Annotated in this window: 17 protein-coding genes; 9 read left to right on the top strand and 8 right to left on the bottom strand. The window is 69.1% G+C overall.

The genetic code is table 11. The annotated features are described in order from the left end of the window. Positions 1–2: 2 nt before the first annotated feature. Positions 3–1040 carry a phosphate/phosphite/phosphonate ABC transporter substrate-binding protein gene (phnD, locus tag ASD21_RS10370; RefSeq protein WP_056440327.1) on the bottom strand — a complete coding sequence of 346 codons (1038 nt, stop codon included), beginning with the start codon at positions 1038–1040 and terminating at the stop codon, positions 3–5. Further along, complete coding sequence (locus ASD21_RS10365; RefSeq protein ID WP_056440325.1) at positions 1037–1849, bottom strand: phosphonate ABC transporter ATP-binding protein; 813 nt, start codon at positions 1847–1849, stop codon at positions 1037–1039. Before ASD21_RS10365 ends, phnD begins: the two co-directional genes overlap by 4 nt. Positions 1850–2155: 306 nt before the next feature. Between ASD21_RS10365 and ASD21_RS10360 the strand changes: the two genes are divergently transcribed. The 6 genes from ASD21_RS10360 (at position 2156) to ASD21_RS10335 (ending at position 8196) form a co-directional block, all read left to right on the top strand. Next, positions 2156–3415: a type III PLP-dependent enzyme gene (locus ASD21_RS10360; protein WP_056440322.1), complete on the top strand. Its 1260-nt coding sequence runs from the start codon at positions 2156–2158 to the stop codon at positions 3413–3415. Positions 3416–3709: 294 nt separating this feature from the next. Next, positions 3710–4762, top strand: coding sequence for a 1,9-bis(guanidino)-5-aza-nonane synthase (locus tag ASD21_RS10355; protein ID WP_056440320.1), 1053 nt, complete (start codon positions 3710–3712; stop codon positions 4760–4762). Between the two features lie 64 nt (positions 4763–4826). Then, complete coding sequence (locus ASD21_RS10350; protein WP_056440319.1) at positions 4827–5591, top strand: acid phosphatase; 765 nt, start codon at positions 4827–4829, stop codon at positions 5589–5591. A gap of 188 nt (positions 5592–5779) precedes the next feature. After that, the gene (locus ASD21_RS10345; protein ID WP_156390675.1) at positions 5780–6268 is read left to right on the top strand and encodes a Fur family transcriptional regulator; all 489 of its coding nucleotides are present in this window, start codon (positions 5780–5782) and stop codon (positions 6266–6268) included. Positions 6269–6345: 77 nt separating this feature from the next. After that, positions 6346–7083, top strand: a complete 738-nt coding sequence (locus tag ASD21_RS10340) for a hypothetical protein (protein ID WP_056440315.1) — start codon at positions 6346–6348, stop codon at positions 7081–7083. Between the two features lie 162 nt (positions 7084–7245). Continuing rightward, positions 7246–8196: a thioesterase family protein gene (locus tag ASD21_RS10335; RefSeq protein WP_056440312.1), complete on the top strand. Its 951-nt coding sequence runs from the start codon at positions 7246–7248 to the stop codon at positions 8194–8196. Between the two features lie 13 nt (positions 8197–8209). Here the strand turns inward: ASD21_RS10335 and ASD21_RS10330 are convergent, their stop codons facing one another. Next, positions 8210–9136, bottom strand: coding sequence for an alpha/beta fold hydrolase (locus tag ASD21_RS10330; RefSeq protein WP_056440310.1), 927 nt, complete (start codon positions 9134–9136; stop codon positions 8210–8212). Positions 9137–9209: 73 nt separating this feature from the next. Between ASD21_RS10330 and ASD21_RS10325 the strand changes: the two genes are divergently transcribed. Next, positions 9210–9668 carry a DUF488 domain-containing protein gene (locus ASD21_RS10325; protein ID WP_056440308.1) on the top strand — a complete coding sequence of 153 codons (459 nt, stop codon included), beginning with the start codon at positions 9210–9212 and terminating at the stop codon, positions 9666–9668. 161 nt (positions 9669–9829) lie between these two features. Here ASD21_RS10325 and ASD21_RS10320 read toward each other — a convergent pair whose 3' ends face one another. Beyond that, the gene (locus tag ASD21_RS10320; RefSeq protein WP_056440307.1) at positions 9830–10624 is read right to left on the bottom strand and encodes an SH3 domain-containing protein; all 795 of its coding nucleotides are present in this window, start codon (positions 10622–10624) and stop codon (positions 9830–9832) included. A 103-nt stretch (positions 10625–10727) separates the two neighbouring features. Here ASD21_RS10320 and ASD21_RS10315 point away from each other — a divergent pair, with 103 nt between their 5' ends. Together ASD21_RS10315 and ASD21_RS10310 are read left to right on the top strand one after the other, a co-directional pair. Continuing rightward, positions 10728–11582: a crotonase/enoyl-CoA hydratase family protein gene (locus ASD21_RS10315; protein WP_056441136.1), complete on the top strand. Its 855-nt coding sequence runs from the start codon at positions 10728–10730 to the stop codon at positions 11580–11582. Positions 11583–11718: 136 nt separating this feature from the next. Continuing rightward, entirely contained in the window at positions 11719–12570 is an 852-nt protein-coding gene (locus ASD21_RS10310) for a MipA/OmpV family protein (protein WP_056440305.1), read from the top strand. A 23-nt stretch (positions 12571–12593) separates the two neighbouring features. On the opposite strand, the gene ASD21_RS10305 is transcribed toward ASD21_RS10310, so the two are convergent. The 4 genes from ASD21_RS10305 to ASD21_RS10290 form a co-directional block, all read right to left on the bottom strand. Then, entirely contained in the window at positions 12594–13829 is a 1236-nt protein-coding gene (locus ASD21_RS10305; RefSeq protein WP_056440303.1) for a pentapeptide repeat-containing protein, read from the bottom strand. Positions 13830–13898: 69 nt separating this feature from the next. Next, positions 13899–14858 (bottom strand): magnesium transporter CorA family protein, encoded by a 960-nt coding sequence (locus ASD21_RS10300; RefSeq protein WP_056440302.1) that lies wholly within the window; start codon positions 14856–14858, stop codon positions 13899–13901. A gap of 51 nt (positions 14859–14909) precedes the next feature. After that, entirely contained in the window at positions 14910–15614 is a 705-nt protein-coding gene (locus tag ASD21_RS10295; protein WP_156390677.1) for a CHAP domain-containing protein, read from the bottom strand. A 67-nt stretch (positions 15615–15681) separates the two neighbouring features. Then, entirely contained in the window at positions 15682–16779 is a 1098-nt protein-coding gene (locus tag ASD21_RS10290; RefSeq protein WP_056441132.1) for an acyltransferase family protein, read from the bottom strand. Positions 16780–16847 lie beyond the last annotated feature (68 nt).

Below are 16847 nucleotides of genomic sequence, written 5' to 3'. Positions count from 1 at the left end.
GGTCAGTTGACCGGCGCGGCGAGGCCGGCCTTGCCTTCGGCGGCCACGCGCTCGGCCTTGATGCCGGCCAGGGCCGTCTCGGCCGCCGCCAGCTTGGCCGCATCGCCGGACTCGCGGGCCAGGCCCACGTGCTCCAGGGCCTCCATCTCGCGCACCACCAGCAGGTGGGTGTCGTCGGCGGCCTTGAAGCCGCCCATCGACAGGCGCTTGAGGTTGGCGCGCTGCTGGGCCGCGACCGGGGTGTCGCCCTGGCCGTAGGTCAGGAAGAACTGACGCACCTTTTCCTTGACCACCGGATCCAGGTCCTTGCGCCAGACGATCGGATCCTCGGGCAGGGTCGGCGATTCCCAGATCACCTTGACCTTGTCGGCCTGGGCGCCGCCCTTGGCCAGGCGGTTGAGGCTGAGGGCCGTGGAGTTGTTGGTCGCCGCGTCCAGCTTGTGGTTGGCCACCGCGAACAGGTTGGCGTCATGGCTGGCGCTGAGCACGGTCTTGAAGCAGGTCTCGGGCTTCTTGTCGGCCGGGATGAACAGGTAGGTCATCGGGGCCAGGGTGCCCGAGGTCGACTTCTTGTCGCCGATGCCGAAATCCAGGGTCTTGTCGCACTTGAGCAGGCCCTCGACCGTCAGCTTGCTGTCGGCCGGCACGATGATCACCGACTTGTAGCCGTCGGTCCCCGACGGATCGAAGGTGCGGGCGAAGACCTCGCCGCCCGAACGGCGCACGGCCTCCAGGCCCGAGGCGTTGGAGAACCAGCCCACGTCGGTCTGCTTGGCGCCCATGGCCACGATCAGCGACGAGTAGTTGGACGAGAAGAACGGCTTCACCTTCATGCCGGTCGACGTCTCCATGTCGGCCAGGATGGGCTTCCAGTAGCTCTCCATGTTCTGGGCCGACTCGGTCGACAGGATCGAGAACACGATGGTGTCCTTGGCGGCCGGCGCGGCGGCCTTCTTCTCTCCGCACGCGGCGAGCGTCAGGGCGGCGACGAGGCCGAGACCGGCGACCACTCGGCGCGAGATTGGGGTGCGGCGGATCATTGCGGAGCTCCTTCCCAGAATACGTCCTCGAATTCCGGGCCGTAGATGTCGATGAGTTTGTCGCGGCCCAGGCCGTTGGTCGGGCCGTCATAGACCTTCTTGCCGGCCTTCAGCGCCACCACCCGGGCGCAATAGCGCAGGGCGTAGTCGACCTGGTGCAGGGTGACGACCACGGTCAGGCCGTCGGTCTTGTTCAGATCACGGAGGATCTCCATGACCTTGCGCGCCGAGACGGGATCGAGCGAGGCGACCGGCTCGTCGGCGAGGATGATCTTGGCCTTCTGGACCAGGGCGCGGGCGATGGCGCCGCGCTGCTGCTGGCCGCCCGACAGCGTATTGGCGCGCTGGGCGGCGTAGTCGGCCACGCCGACCCGATGCAGGGCGGCCATGACCGCGCCGCGGGTCTCGGCCGGCCAGGCGCCGAACAGGCCGCGCGCGAAACCGATCCGGCCCAGCGAGCCGAGGGCGACGTTGGTGAACAGGGTCAGGCGGCCGACCAGGTTGAACTGCTGGGCGATGAAGCCGATGCGGACGCGCGCCTTGCGCACCTGGTCGCTGACCTTGCCCTTGGCCTGGACCGGACCGCCGAAGGCCGTGATCGTGCCTTCACCACCCTTCTCCTGGGCTGGCGCGTCGATGGTCTGCAGGCCGTCGATCGAGCGCAGCAGGGTGGATTTGCCCGAACCCGAGGGACCGATGAGCGCGATCATCTCGCCGCGACCCACGTCGAGCGAAACGGCGTCCAGCGCCCTGCGCGACCCGAAGGTCTTGGAGGCGGCGCGGATCGAGAGAACTGGGTCCGACTTCATGGTCGGGGCGAATCCTTAACGTGGTTTCGAGTGCTGGGAAATGCGTTCGTCGGTTTGGGGCACGGACGCAACGGATTTGTGACGGATGTTGGATCGATTTCCCCGCCCGCGCCGACCGACGGGGAACGCGAACCGCGCCGGAAGCTTGGCCGGGACACGGTTCGCGCCCCCGCGGGAACCCCGGATCCAAAAGACTCTTTACATCCTCGGGGTATGCCCCTATCTCGCTCGCTCCGGCGGACCCGAAGTCCTCATAAGCGCTGCTAACGCCGGCCTGGGTTTAACTTCTGCAGGGGTCTACGTGAATTGCACACGTACCATACTCCCCTGGACCTGGTCCGTGAGCGGTCACCGGAACGTCCCGTCGCACTCGTGCGGCCCGACGCGGTTTCCGTAGCGGCGCGCTGGTTCCAGGCTGAATTCAAAGGCGACGTCTTTTACGCGGTGAAGGCCAACCCTTCGCCGTGGGTGATCCGCGAGCTCGCGGACGCCGGCGTGCGCTCCTTCGACGTGGCGTCGCTGAACGAGGTCGAGCTGGTCGCCCAGCACGCCCCCGGTTCGCGGATGGCCTTCATGCACCCGGTGAAAAGCCGCGTGGCGATTTCGGCCGCCTATTTCGATCACGGCGTGCGGACGTTCTCGTTCGACACCCATGAGGAACTGGCCAAGATCCTGGACGCCACCGGCCAGGCCAAGGACCTGAACCTGATCGTCCGCATGGGCGTGCAGGCCGAGGGCGCGGCCTATTCGCTGTCGGGCAAGTTCGGCGTCGAGCCGCACAACGCCCCGGCCCTGCTGCTGGCCGCCCGCCGCGCCACCCAGGACCTGATGGGCGTCAGCTTCCACGTCGGCAGCCAGTGCATGCGCCCCACCGCCTACCAGGCGGCGATGGCCCAGGCCTCGCGCGCCCTGGTGCGGGCCGGCGTGCTGGCCGACGTCGTCGACGTGGGCGGCGGCTTCCCGTCGATCTATCCGGGCATGGCCCCGCCCGAGCTGTCGGAATACCTGGCCGCCATCGACCGGGGCTTCAACGACATGATGGTCCACGAGACCACCGAGCTGTGGTGCGAACCCGGCCGGGCTCTGGTGGCCGAGGCCTCGTCCCTGCTGGTCAAGGTCGAGCTGAAGAAGGGCGACGCGCTCTATCTGAACGACGGCTCGTACGGCTCGCTGTTCGACGCGGCCCACATGAAATGGCCATTCCCGGTCAAGTTGTTCCGCAAGAACGGCGAAGTGGTGGAAGAGGGTCTGCGCCCGTTCCGCTTCTACGGCCCGACCTGCGACAGCGTCGACCACATGCCCGGCCCGTTCTACCTGCCGGAAAGCGTCGACGAGGGCGACTATATCGAGATCGGCATGCTGGGCGCCTATGGCGTGGCGATGTCGACCCGCTTCAACGGCTTTGGCGACACCGAAGCCGTCGAGGTCCAGGACGCCCCGATGGCCTCGATGTACGGCTTGGCCAAGCGCTCGATCCCAACCCCGCGGCCCGAGGCCGAGGAGCGCAAGATCGTCCGCTTCTCGCGTCCCAAGGGCGCGGCCGGCAAGAAGCGCCGTCGTCGGTAATGAACCTGGAAGGGCGGAGGACAAAATCCCCGCCCTTCGACAGGCTCAGGGTGAGGATTTTGACTGAACCGCCGCTGCAATAGCCCTCATCCTGAGCTTGTCGAAGGACGAGGGCGAGCCCACGACGTCAAAACGTCACTAAGCACCGTGACAAATCTGAGTTAAACCGCGCGCCGCATCCATCGCTTCAGCGTTTGGATACGAACCGCATTCCCCATCGCCCCCGTCGGTCGCTCCGTCCTGACGAAGGGTTTGTTTTCACGACGGGCGTCCAAAGTCAGGGAAACCGAAGCGATGAACGCTCCCGTTCCGAACAACACCAAGGCCGAGCTGCTGCAGAACGTCGTCGAGCACATCGACATCACGTCGTTCGACGCCCGCCCGATCATCGACGCCATGCGCAAGATGTCGTTCAGCTCGCGCGACACCGCCCGCGCCGCCGACATCTTCAACATGGCGCTGGAGGACAAGTCCTGCTCGCCGTGGCTGATCCTGGCCGGCTCGACCTCGGCCGGCGGCTGCATGCACGTCTACCGCGACATGGTGAAGAACGGCATGATCGACGCCGTGGTCGCCACCGGCGCCTCGATCGTCGACATGGACTTCTTCGAGGCCCTGGGCTTCAAGCACTACCAGGCCGCCGGCCCGGTCGACGACAACGTGCTGCGCGACAACTACATCGACCGCATCTACGACACCTATATCGACGAGGAAGAGCTCCAGAACTGCGATCACACGATCCTGGAGATCTGCAACCGCCTGGAGCCGCGCGCCTATTCCTCGCGCGAGTTCATCTGGGAAATGGGCAAGTGGCTCTCCGAAGGCAACGCCAAGAAGCCCGGCTCGCTGATCCAGACCGCCTACGAGGAAGGCGTGCCGATCTTCTGCCCGGCCTTCGTCGACAGCTCGGCCGGCTTCGGCCTGGTCAAGCACCAGAAGGAACGCATCGCGGCCAAGCAGCCCTATCTGATGATCGACGCGGTCGCGGACTTCCGTGAACTGACGGACATCAAGATCGCGGCCGGCACCACGGGCCTGTTCATGGTCGGCGGCGGCGTGCCCAAGAACTTCGCCCAGGACACCGTGGTCTGCGCCGAGATCCTCGGCGTCGAAGCCGACATGCACAAGTACGCCATCCAGATCACCGTGGCCGACGTGCGCGACGGCGCCTGCAGCTCCTCGACGCTGAAGGAGGCCGCCAGCTGGGGCAAGGTCAACACCACCCACGAGCAGATGGTGTTCGCCGAAGCGACCACCGTGGTGCCGCTGATCGCCTCGGACGCCTATCACCGCGAAGCCTGGAAGGGCCGCGAAAAGCCGCGCTGGCAAAAGCTGTTCGCCAAGTAAGGCGTCTTGATACGGATGCTTTGAAAATGCAGGGTCCCCGGAGTGCTTCCGGGGACCTTTTTTCATGCGCGCATCATGGATTGTCGCGGCGGCGGGTCTGGTGTTGGCGGGTTGCGCCGGTCTTGGCGGCGACGCCTACCTCGCCAAGGGCGCCTATGACGGGCGCCAGGTCGTGCCGCCGCCGCCCGTCCGGGGCTCGGCCGTCGACGATCAGGACCGCCGGACGTTCCTGGAAACCCGAAAGCTCAAGGACAGCCCGCGCTGGTCCCTGGCCAAGCAGGACGCCCATGAGGCCCGGATCATGGACGCCTACAGCTGCGCCCTCGGCGTCACGCCCAGCCGCCAGACCACGCCCCGGCTGGCGGCCATGCTGCGCCGGGTCGGCCGCGACGTGCGGCCGGCCATCGCCGGTCCCAAGCGGCTGTACGACCGCAGGCGCCCCTACCAAGTGGACCGCGGCCCGATCTGCGCCCGCAGCGGCATGATCGTGGCCCTGACCCCGGACTACCCTTCCGGCCACGCCACCTGGGGCTGGACCGTCGGCCTGCTCCTGGCCAAGGCCCAGCCGCAGCGCGCCGACGCCATTCTCGAGCGCGCCCGGGCCTATGGCGAGAGCCGCGTGGTCTGCGGCGTGCACAACGCCTCCTCGGTGGACGCCGGCCGGATCAACGCCGCGGCCCTGGTCGACGCCCTGAGCGCCTCGTCGGCTTTCCAGGCCGACCTGGCGGCGGTCGGCGCCGAGCTGGACGCCGCGCGGGCGGCGGGCCCCGCCCCGGGCAAGGCCCGATGCGAGACCGAGGCCGCGCTGCTGGCCCAGCCGCTGCCCTGAAACCCTCCCCCTGTGGGGGAGGCGATCGCGCGGCGATCGGTGGGGGGAGTTTTAGGATCGTGGATCGCAGATCCGGCCATCGCCTCATCACTCCCCCCACCGTCGTCCCGTGCCAAGTCCGGGACGACACCTCCCCCACAGGGGGAGGAACGGTTGCGCGAGGCCTTCCCGCCCTCTACCTCTTGGCCATGGCCCATCACGCCGCTTGCGATCACGATCACCACAACCACGGCGTCGCCGGCTCGGCGCTTGCGGCCGAACTCGCCGCCGCCGAGGCGCGCTGCGGGGCGGCCGAGCAACGCCTGACCGCGCCCCGCCGCCGGGTGCTGGAACTGCTGCTGCAAGCCGGCCAGCCGGTGAAGGCCTACGACCTGATCGCCAGCTTCGCCATTGATGGTCCGCCCGCGAAGCCGCCCACCGTCTACCGGGCCCTGGACTTTCTCGAGAAGCAGGGCTTCGCCCACCGCATCGAGAGCCTCAACGCCTATGTCGCCTGCCGCAAGGAGGCCGACGGCCACGCCGCCGCCTTCCTGATCTGCGACTGCTGCGGCGCCACGCGCGAGATCGAGCCCAAGGCCAGCGCCGAGATCATCGCCGCCGGCGCCTCGGCGGGCTACACCCTGACCGGCGTGACGATCGAGGCGCACGGGCTGTGCGCCGATTGCCGCGACGCCTAAGCGCCTAGGCGCCCTCGCCAAAGTCTGTACACTTTTAACGATCGAAGACCCGCCTCACCGCCTTTTGGGAGAGCGAGATGACCGATCGTGAACCGGCCAAGACGCACTGGTGGCACAGCGCGCCCGTCGTGCTGAGCGCCATCGCCGGCCTGCTCACGGCGATCACGGGCCTGGTCGTCGGCCTGCACCAGGCCGGCGTGATCGGCGGCGGCGGTGCGGAACGGTCGGCCGCGGCGGCGGCCGCGCCAGCCGCCACGCCCTCGACGGCGACGCCCGCCGCCACCCTGGCCGCGCCCGCTCCGTCCGTCGCCGCCGCGCCGCCGAGCGGACCGCCCCTGACCGGACCGCCCGGCCGAAACCTGCTGTCGCCGCAGAATGGCGGGCGCCTGGTCGCGGCGCCGACCAAGGCCTGGTCGTCGGCCAATGATGATGTCCTGGCGGAAGGCACGACCATCACCTTCGTCGACGCCTTCGCCATCTTCGGCTTTCAGGACGACCGGCCCGCCACCTTCGACCGCTTCGGCATCCTGGTCCCCAAGGCCGATGAAAATCCCGCCACCATCGAGATCGCCGTCGGCGACGCCATGACCGGTCCGTTCCGGCCGCTGGCCAAGGTGCAGATCCTGAACCTGTACGTCGCGGCGAATGACGGCTGGCAGTATTTCGACCTGCCCAAGACCACCGCCCGCTATGTCAGGATCACGACCAGCGAACGGCCCGACCATGGCGTCATGGGTTATCTCAGCGAGCTCAGCCTCGACGAGAAACCCACGCTCGACGAGAAGCCCCGGACGAGGTCCAAGGACTGGCGCTAGGCGGCCGGGGACATGCCCTCGCGGCGTGTCCCCATCACTGGCAAGGCGTCGGGGGTGTCTCTGGGGACACGCCGCGAGGGCATGTCCCCGGCGGAGATTGCGAACCTCGTACGAACCCCGGTAGACTCGAACGACCGTTCAACCCTCCCCGGAACCGCCGCCATGACGACCCAAGAAGCCGTCTTCCCCGGCGTCGAGATCTGGCGCGGCGGGGTGAACACCTGGGACTGCGACGAGATGGGGCACATGAACGTGCGCTTCTACGTCGTGCGGGCCATGGAGGGCCTGGCGGGGCTGGCGGCCGAGCTGGGCCTGCCGCACGCCTTCTCGCCCTACGCCAACGCCACCGTGGTGGTCCGCGAACAGCACATCCGCTTCCTGCGCGAGGCCCATGCCGGGGCGACCCTGCACATGCTGGGCGGGGTGATCGAGATTTCCGACACCGAGGCGCGGGTGCTGCAGCTGCTGGTCCACACCGCCACCGGCCAGCTGGCGGCCACCTTCCAGACCGCCATCGCCCACGTCACCCCGCGCGAGGGCGAGGCCTTCCCGTGGCCGCGCGTCGTGCACGCGCGGGCGGCGGCGCTGAAGGTCGAGGTTCCCGAGCAGGCCCGGGCCCGCAGCCTGGACCTGTCGCCGTTCGAAACGACGGCCAGCCTGGAGCGGGCCGACGCCCTGGGCCTGAAGCGGATCGGCCTGGGCGCCCTGTCGCCGACCGATTGCGACGTGTTCGGACGAATGCGCGCCGAGCAGTTCATCGGCCGGGTCTCGGACGGCATCGGCGCCTTCATCGGCCCGTTCCGCGACACCGTGGTCGCCCATGCCGAGGTCAAGCCGGCGCGGGTCGGCGGCGCGGTGCTGGAATACCGCCTTGTCCAACTGGCCTGGCCCCGGACCGGCGACCGGGTCGAGCTTCGCTCGGGCCTGGTCGGGACGCAGGGTCAGGCCATGCGCGTGGTGCACTGGATGCTGGACCCGACCACCGGCAAGGCCTGGGGCACCTCGGAGGCCGTGGCCATCACCTTCGACCTCGACGCGCGGAAAGTGGCGCCGATCTCGGACGCCGCGCGGGCCGAGCTGGCGAAGTCGGCGGTGGCGGGGCTGACGCTCTAGGAACCCCCTCTCTCTAGGAGAGAGTGTCTTGCCCCGCCGCCATCTCGAAGATCGCTTCCCGCGCCAGGTCCGGACGCTCCATCGGCAGGAAGTGGCTGGCGCCCGCCACCGTCTCGACGCGGATCAGGGGATGGCGGCGCATCAGGCCGGCCCCGTCGCCGACGTGGGTGGTCGAGCCCTTCTCGGCCTTGAGGATGCGCGCCGGGCAGCGTATGCGGCCCATGGCCCGCCAGGGATCGTGGGCCTGGGCGCTGTAGTTGGACGCTTCCCAGGCCGGGGCGCAGGCCAGTTCGACCTTGCCGTCGTCGCGATCCCGGAAGCCGCCGCCGACATAGTCGGCCAGCATCGTCTCGGGCCAGGTGCGAAACGCCCCGCGCCCGCGATAGGCGGTGAAGGCGGCCTCGCGGCTTTCGAACACGGCGCGGCGGCGCAGCGCGCCCTGCACCATCGGCAGGCGCCTCCACAGCGCGCCGGAGGTCCAGGGCATGTGGGCGTAGAAGGCCATGAGCCGGGGCATGATCACCGGGTCCAGCAGCACCAGGCCGCGCACGGCGTCGGGCGCCGCGGCGGCGGCCAGCAGGCTGACGGTGCCGCCCATCGAGTGGCCGGCCAGCACCACGGGCTGCGTCTGGTCCAGGGCGGCCAGCAGGGCCAGCAGGTCGTCGCGCAGGTCCAGCCAGTTGCGCCGGTGATCGGGGTCGGCCGCCAGGCGGCTGGAGCCGTGGCCGCGCTGATCGACCGCCAGGATCCGCAGGCCGGCCGACAGCGGGGCCAGCAAGGCGCGGTAGGTCTGGCCGTTGAAGCCGTTGGCGTGGACGAAGACCACGTCGACCGGGCGGTCGGTGGGCCCGAACTCCAGCACCGCCATCTCGCCGGCCCCGGCGCGGCTGGCGATCGGGATGAAGCGTCGGCGAGGGTCACGGAAGACGGCCGCGTCCATGGCGAGATGCTCCTGCTGCGGCCACTGGCTCCTAAGGTAGGCGCGCGGCGTTACCTCGTCCATGGAGAGCCCCATGAAACCGCCCGCAAGCCCGCCCCCTGGCCCCGTGGCCACCATCGGCTACGAGACCGACACCCTGGACGGCGTGATCGCCCGCCTGAAGGCCGCCGGGGTCGAGACGGTCGTCGACGTCCGCGCCGTGGCCGCCTCGCGCCGGCCCGGCTTTTCGAAGACCCTGCTGGGAAACAGCCTGAAGGCCGAGGGCATCGACTATGTCCACCTGCGGCCGTTGGGCACGCCCAAGGCCGGGCGCGAGGCGGCGCGGCGGGGCCGCACCGACGAGATGCGCCGCATCTTCCACGCCCACCTCGCCGAGCCGACGGCCCAGGTGGCGCTGGGCCAGGCGACCGCCCTGGCGGGCGAGAAGCGGATCGCCCTGCTCTGCTACGAGACCGACGCCCGGTGTTGCCACCGGGCGATCGTGGCCGACGAGATCCGGGCGCGGCTCAAGTGCGAGGTGGTGGATCTCTGAAGCCGTGCGGTGAACACTTGCCCCCACCTGGCCGCTTCGCGGCCTGTCCGCCCCCATAGGGGGCGGAGGACGCGCGCTCGGTTCCTCTTCCCCCTCTGGGGGAAGACGGTCGCGAAGCGACCCGTAGGGGGCAAGTGTTCGCTGACCTGATCTCGCCGAACTTACGCCGGCGTCAGCTGCCACTCGCCCTTGGTGTCCTTGCAGGCGCTGTAGCGCTCGCTGGTGGGCGCCGCGCCCTGGGTGCTGATCGAGGCCTTGATGATCCGGCAGCTGGGGGCCGGGCCGTAGCCGCTCTGGCTGAGCAGCCCGGCCGAGACGTAGCCGACGCCATAGCCGTCGCGGCCGATCAGCAGCCAGTTGCTGTTCGGCGCGCCGCCCAGCACCTGGACCCGATCGCCGGCCGCCAGCTTGCCGACCACCTTGCCGCTGGTCGAGGGACCCGAGCGCAGATTGGCGGTGGAACGGGCGGTGTAGTCGCCGCCGACGGCGTCGTAGCGGGGCAGCACCGTCACGCCGCGCCCGAAGCGCAGGCCGTCGCCGCTGATCGGCGGGCCGTACGAGGACGACACCACGTCGATGCGGCCCGAGGCGCCGGTGCGCGAATTGCTCCAGGTCTCCGACTGGCCGTTGTCGAGGGCCTTCTTGGTGGCCTGCTGGGCCATGGCTTGGTCGGTCGACTGCATGCGGCAGCCGATATAGGCCCCCGCCGCCGCCCCGGCCGCCGCGCCCAGCACCGTGCCGAGCGTCTTTTCGTTCTTGCTGACCTGGCGTCCCAGCAGGGCGCCGACCCCGGCTCCGATCAAGGCCCCGCCTTCCTGCTTCTTGCCCGAGCCCTCGCAGGCGAACAGCCCGCCGATACCTTTGGACTGGGCGGCCATCGCCGGCATCGGCGCGGCGATCATCGAGGCGAGAACGGCGCCGATCGAAAGGCTGGTGGCGATCGAATGTTTGACCATGGGGGAAGGTCTCCTTCGCAAGACTTAGAGCCCTCGGTTGAAGGCCCGTTGGCGCCCGACGCGCCCGTGATACAAAGTGATCAACGATAAGGGAGAAACGCGCGTGCAGGACAAGCCAGACTATAGCTGCTTCGATGTCGAGATCGAGACAGGCGTGGCGCATCTGCGCCTTAAGCGCCCGGAAGCCCTCAACACCATGACCCGGGCGTTCTGGAACGAGCTGCCGGCGATCATCCGCGACATCAACGATAACGCCCGGGCCCGCTGCATCGTCATCTCCTCGACCGGCAAGCATTTCTGCGCCGGCATGGACCTGTCGGTGTTCACCGACGGCGAGGGCGTGACCGGCGGCGAGCCGGCCGACCGCTTCGTGGCCGCCGAGAGCTTCCGACGCCATGTCCACCACCTGCAAGACACCTTCAGCTGCCTGGACGAGGCGCGCATGCCGGTGATCGCCGCCATCCAGGGCGGCTGCATCGGCGGGGCGGTCGACTTCACCAGCGCCTGCGACATCCGCTACGCCAGCGCCGACGCCTTCTTCACGATCCACGAGATCAATATCGGCATGACCGCCGACGTCGGCACCTTCCCGCGCCTGTGCAAGCTGATTCCGGAGGGCTGGGTGCGCGAGCTGGCCTACACCGGTCGCCGCCTGCCCGCCGCCCGGGCGCGCGACATCGGCCTGGTCAACGAGGTGTTCGCCACCCACGAGGAGGTGGTCGCCCACGCCCTGGCGACCGCCCGCGAGATCGCGTCCAAGTCGCCGCTGGCCGTGGCCGGCAGCAAGGTGATGATCAACTACGCCCGCGACCACACCATCAAGGACGGCCTGGACTACATCGCCACCTGGCAGACCGGCATGTTCTCGCCGCCGCACATGATGGAGGCCTTCCAGGCCAAGGCCCAGGGCCGCGAGCCGGCCTATCCGGACCTGGCGCCGCTGAAGAAGCGGATGTAGCGGGCGGGGCGCAGGTTCGTTTCGCCCCGCCTCCCTTCAAACCTTGTCCATAGTCGACGAAGCCTATCCACGGGTTTGCCCGCATTGGCGGGGCCCGCCGCACGGCTGACGCTTCCAGCGTCAAGGAGGCTAGGCCGTGCTCCGTTCCACCGCTGGCGCGCGCCAGGTTTCGAGAAACAGCGGCTTCGCCCGCTCTTCAGCGGCGGCGATCGCGGCGGCCTTCGCGCTGTCCGCGGCGCCCGCCGACGCGCAGGTTTCGGACGTGGCGGACGCCACCGTCCTGGGCTGGTCGCTGAGCAACCTGCGCATCGGCCTGCGCTTCGCGCCCGATTACATGGGCTCGGACGACTATCGCCTGCGGCCAAGCGGCAGCATCAACATTTCGCGGCGGGGGCGACAGCCCACCTTCGGCGCTCCGGACGACGGCGTGAGCCTTGGTCTGTTCGGCGGCCAGGACTGGTCGGCCGGCCTGTCAGGGCGCTGGCGCTCCGGGCGCGACGACGACGGCGACCTGAAAGGCTTCGCGAAGATCGATGGAACGGTCGAAGCCGGCGCCTTCGTGAACTACTGGCCCAAGGATTGGCTGCGCCTTCGCGGCGAGGCCCGTCACGGATTCGGCGGCCACGGCGCATGGGTGACCGACCTGGGCGCCGACTTCATCTGGCGCGAGGCGCCGCTCGTCGTGTCGGTCGGGCCACGGCTGTCCTGGGGCGAGGACAAATTCATCCGCACCTATTTCAGCGTCGATCCGGCCGACGCCGCCCGCAGTCCGTTCGGGATCACGCCCTACGCGCCTGACGGCGCCGCCTGGACCGCCGGCCTCGTGGTCAGCGCGGAGCGCCGCGTGAGCCGCCATTGGAGCGTGGCGGCCGTCGGTCAATATCGTCGGCTGCTCGGCGACGCGGCCGACAGCCCGATCGTCGCCGACCTGGGCTCGCCGGATCAGTTCAGCGCGACCCTCGGCGTCCGCTACACGCTGGGAAGGTGAGGGACCCGCATCGAGGGCGGATCCTAGACCTCGAACCCTTCCGGCAATTCGGCGCTGGTCAGGTCGCAGCCGTCGAGCTTGCACCGGGTCAGGTCCGCGTCGATCAGACGGACGCGGCGGGCGCCGGCGCCGGTCAGGTCGGCGCCGCGCAGCACGGCGCGGCTGAGGTCGGTGCGCAGGACGCGGCCCGGGGCGATGGCCAGCGGCCCCAGCTTGGCCCCGGAGAGGTCGGCCCGCGACAGCTGGGCGCCGACCAGCCGGGCGCCGCGCAAGTCGGCCCCGCGCAGATTGACCCCGCGCAGGTCGGCGTCGGCCAGGTTGGCCCCCTGCAGCTCGACGTTCTCCAGGTCCATGCCGAAGAAGATCGCCCCCGGGGCGGACAGGCCGGCCAGCCGTCGCTTGCGCAAGCGCTTCAGCGGCCGGAAGTCGACCATCGGGATCTTGGCGATCGCGCCGTCGGCGCCCTCGCTGGTCACATAGAGCTCGTGCGCCTCGAGCACCTCGTGCAGGGGCGCGTCGTCGACATAGATCAGCGGCGGCGGGGCGCGCAGCACCTCGGTCAGGTCGGCGCCGTCGAAGGTGGTTCCGGCTAGGTCGGCGCCGGTCAGCACCGCCCGGCGCAGCGACGCGCCGCTGAGGTCGGCGTTGTGGAGGTTGGCCTGGGTGAGGTTGGCGCCGTTCAAGGTCGCCCGGTTCAGCCGCGCGCCCTGCAGGCTGACCCCGGACAGATCCGCGTCGGTCAGGTCGGCGACCTGGGCGAAGCCCCCGCCCACCTGAGCGCCGTCCAGCTTGGCCCCGCGGATCACGGCATGGCCCAGCTCGCCGCGGCGGGCCCGGTGCTGCAGGATCTTGAAGCCTTCGACGCTGTCCTGGGTGGCGGTGACGCCCTCGCGCAGGTCGCAGCCGGAAAGGTCGGCGCCGCTCAGATTGGCCCCGCGCAGACAGACGCCGCGCAGGTCGCAGCGCGCGAGGTTGGCCTCGCGCAGGTCGGCGTCGCGCAGGTCGGCCCCGTAGAGCGTGGCCCGGGCCAGGACGGCGCGCGCCAGCAGGGCGCCGGACAGGCGGGCGCCGGTCAGGTCGGCCTCGGAAAGGTCGACGCCCTCCAGATTGACGTTGTCGAGATCGACATAGGAGAGGTTGGCCCGAGTCCCGGCCGGCAACCCCTTGAGGTAGCGGGCGTGCGCCTCGATCGCGGCCTTCAGCGCTTTGGGCGGAAGCGAACGGATCAGGCTCTGCGGGGTGGAGGGGACGGCGGACATGCGAAGGGCTCTATTTTCAGCGAGCCTGGCAGCACAGCTTTAAGGAAAGGTTCGGTTTGTCCCGAAAAGTCAAAGCCATCCGCGTCTTTTGAACCATAGCAGCGGCCCGGCCGCGGCGATGATCATCAGAAGCAGGGCGAACGGGTAGCCGTGCAGCCAGGCCAGCTCGGGCATGTGGACGAAGTTCATGCCGTAGATGCCGGCCACCAGGGTCGGCGGCAGGAACATCACCGAGAACACCGAGAAGATCTTGAAGATGGCGTTCTGCTCGATGTTGATCAGGCCCAGGGCCGCGTCGAGCAGGAAGGTGATGTTGCCCGACAGATAGCCCGAATGGTCGGTGATCGACACGACGTCGCGCTGCAGCGATTTGAGATGGTCGCGCAGTTCCTTTTCGCCGGCGAACTGGTCGGCCAGGGCGGCGAAGCTGAGCAAGCGAGCCAGGCTGACCAGGCTGTCGCGGGCCTTGGAATTGATGATCTGAGCTCGACCCAGGCGGTTGAGGATCGCCTCGAACGCCGTGCCGCGCGGCCGGCTGAAGATGATCCGCGACTGGGCCTCGACCTCGGCGGAGGTGCGCTCGAGGATGTCGGCGGTGCGGTCGATCATCGCGTCCAGCAGCCCCAGGAACGTCTGGGCGCCGCTGGGGCACAGGCTGGGCTGGCGCTCCGCCTGGGCGGCGAACACCGCGAAGGCCTTGGGCTCGACATAGCGGATGGTGACCAGTCGCTGGCCGGTCAGCACGAAGGTCACCGGCGCGGCCGTGGGCAGGTCGCCGTCGGCGTTGACCAGCACCGTGGCGGTCATGAACGTGCCGCCGTCTTCCTGGTAGAGGCGCGAGGAGGCCTCGATCTCGGACATTTCCTCGCGGGTGGGCAGCAGCAGGCCGATCGATTTTTCGACCGCCACCTCCTCGGCGCGGGTCGGATCGACCAGCTCGATCCACACCGCGTCGGCGGGCAGCGCCCAGTCGGGCGTCAAGCCGCCGGGCTCGAAACCCGGCGCGCCGTGGCGCAGCACCCTCAGCATATGGAAATGGCCTTGCTCACGCGCTGGGCATGGCCCAGAGCGCGCACGGCGTCAACGCGCGGCTTGCGGCTTGTCGGTGTCTTGTGACGACGACTGGGATTGCGACTGCGCGATCAGGGCGGCGATGCGGTCGGTCGAGTCGGCGGCCTGGTTGATCATGTCCAGCGGCGAGCTGGCGCGGACCGAAGCGGCGACCTGGTTGGCGGCCGACTTGGCCAGCGAGACCGCGGCGTTCTGGGCCAGGGCCAGCTTGCTGGTCGCGGCGGCGATCGTGACCGCCTGGTTGTTCTGGTAGATGAAGCCGTGGGTCGGATAGACCGTGGTGCCCAGGTCGCGGATCGGATCGTACCAGACCTTGACCTCGCTCCAGTCGCCGGCCGGCGAGACGTCGACCACGGTGACGTCCTGCTCGACCTGGCCGCGGCCGCCGTCGATGATCGACCAGTTGGCGTGGGTCACCTGGATCACGCGGTCGGTCAGCACCTGGCTGACGAAGGCGACGTGGCCGAGGTTCATGCGGGCCGTGGGCTTGAAGCAGAGGACGGCCCCGGCGCGGGGGACGAAACCAGTGTCGTACTTGCCGACGGCCTGGCTCCACCAGGTGCGGGCGTCACCGAAGATCTGGATTCCCGACATCAGACGCGCGAACGGAACGCACTGCCAATACCCGTCAGCGACCGCGCCGGACATCGGCACAAGGCTGATCATGGCGGCAGCGGCCAGGGAACCCCAGAGGGCTCTCGTCCGTTTCGTCATGCTGTGGGTACTCCCCGCGTCACTAGGGTTAAGGGATAACCCTCGCAGGGAAAGATGAAAAGTCTGTTTATCCGACTTTCGCCGTGGCAGGTCGTCGCTCCCGCCAGCCGTTAGCCCAAGATTTCATTCGTTCTCGCGCCGGTTTCTCGACCAGATGGTACGAGATCGCCGACAGCGGAACGAGTGCAGCCACCACCACCAGCCAAGCATAGAGCGGAAGCTGATCGCCCTCGATCTTCAAAAGCTTGAGCGCTGCATTGACCGCCAGGATCTTCCACGGGATGCAGATCATGTAGGTCGAGTAGCTGATCTCGCCCAGATACACGAGCGGGGCCTGAGTCGCGACGCGCGACCCGGTCGCGGCCAGGCCGGCCAGGGTCACGATCAGCCCGCCCAGCGTCATGACGATCACTTGATCGGGCGCGTTGAAGTGCACGGCCAGCAGCACGGCGGCGCCCGCCAAGCAGGCGCCCACCCCCGAAAAGCGGCCGGTGACCGCGCCCGAGCGCCACAGGGCGTGCAGGGCGCAGCCATAGGCGAAGCACGGCACGATCCGCAGGAAGCCCCAGCGGATGGTCGCCTCGGTCAGCGGAAAGCCCGCCAGGGTCTGAAAGACGGGATAGAGGATCGCGATCAAGGCCAGGGCCAGGCCGACGGCAAGGCGCGGCCGCGCCCGCAGCCGCCAGGCGGCCCAGCCGAAGGCCGGGAAGCAGAGATAGGCGAACCACTCGGCCGAGATCGACCACGACGGATGGTTCCAACCCGAGACCGGCGCGAAGCCCCAGGCCTGGACCAGCAGCAGATTGGCCGGCAGGGCGCTCCAGGCCAGCATGTTGCGGTCGACGGCGAGCCCGGCTAGGCCCGCGGCGGCGGCCATCAGCCCCACCCCCGCCAGGGTGACCAGGTGCAGCGGATAGACCCGCGCCAACCGGTTCCACAGGAAGTCGCCATAGCGGAACCGCCCGTTCCCGACGCCCTGCAGATAGACGTGGCAGAGGATGAAGCCCGACAGGGTGAAGAACGCCTCGACGCCCAGATAGCCCTTGCCGATCATCGCCGGCGGGACCGCCGCCGAGAGGTTTGGCCAATAATGGAACATCACCACCCAGAAGGCGGCGAAGAACCGAAGGGCCGTCAGGGGCTTGATATTGGCGGCGTCGGGCATCATGTCGACTCTCGGTTTGGCGAAGCCTGGGGGCTTCCGTCGCGTTCCTTGCATGAACGGCGCCTATC

The sequence above is a fragment of the Caulobacter sp. Root1455 genome, assembly GCF_001426905.1.
Lineage (GTDB): Bacteria > Pseudomonadota > Alphaproteobacteria > Caulobacterales > Caulobacteraceae > Caulobacter.
This window is presented reverse-complemented; position numbering and strand designations above follow the sequence as displayed.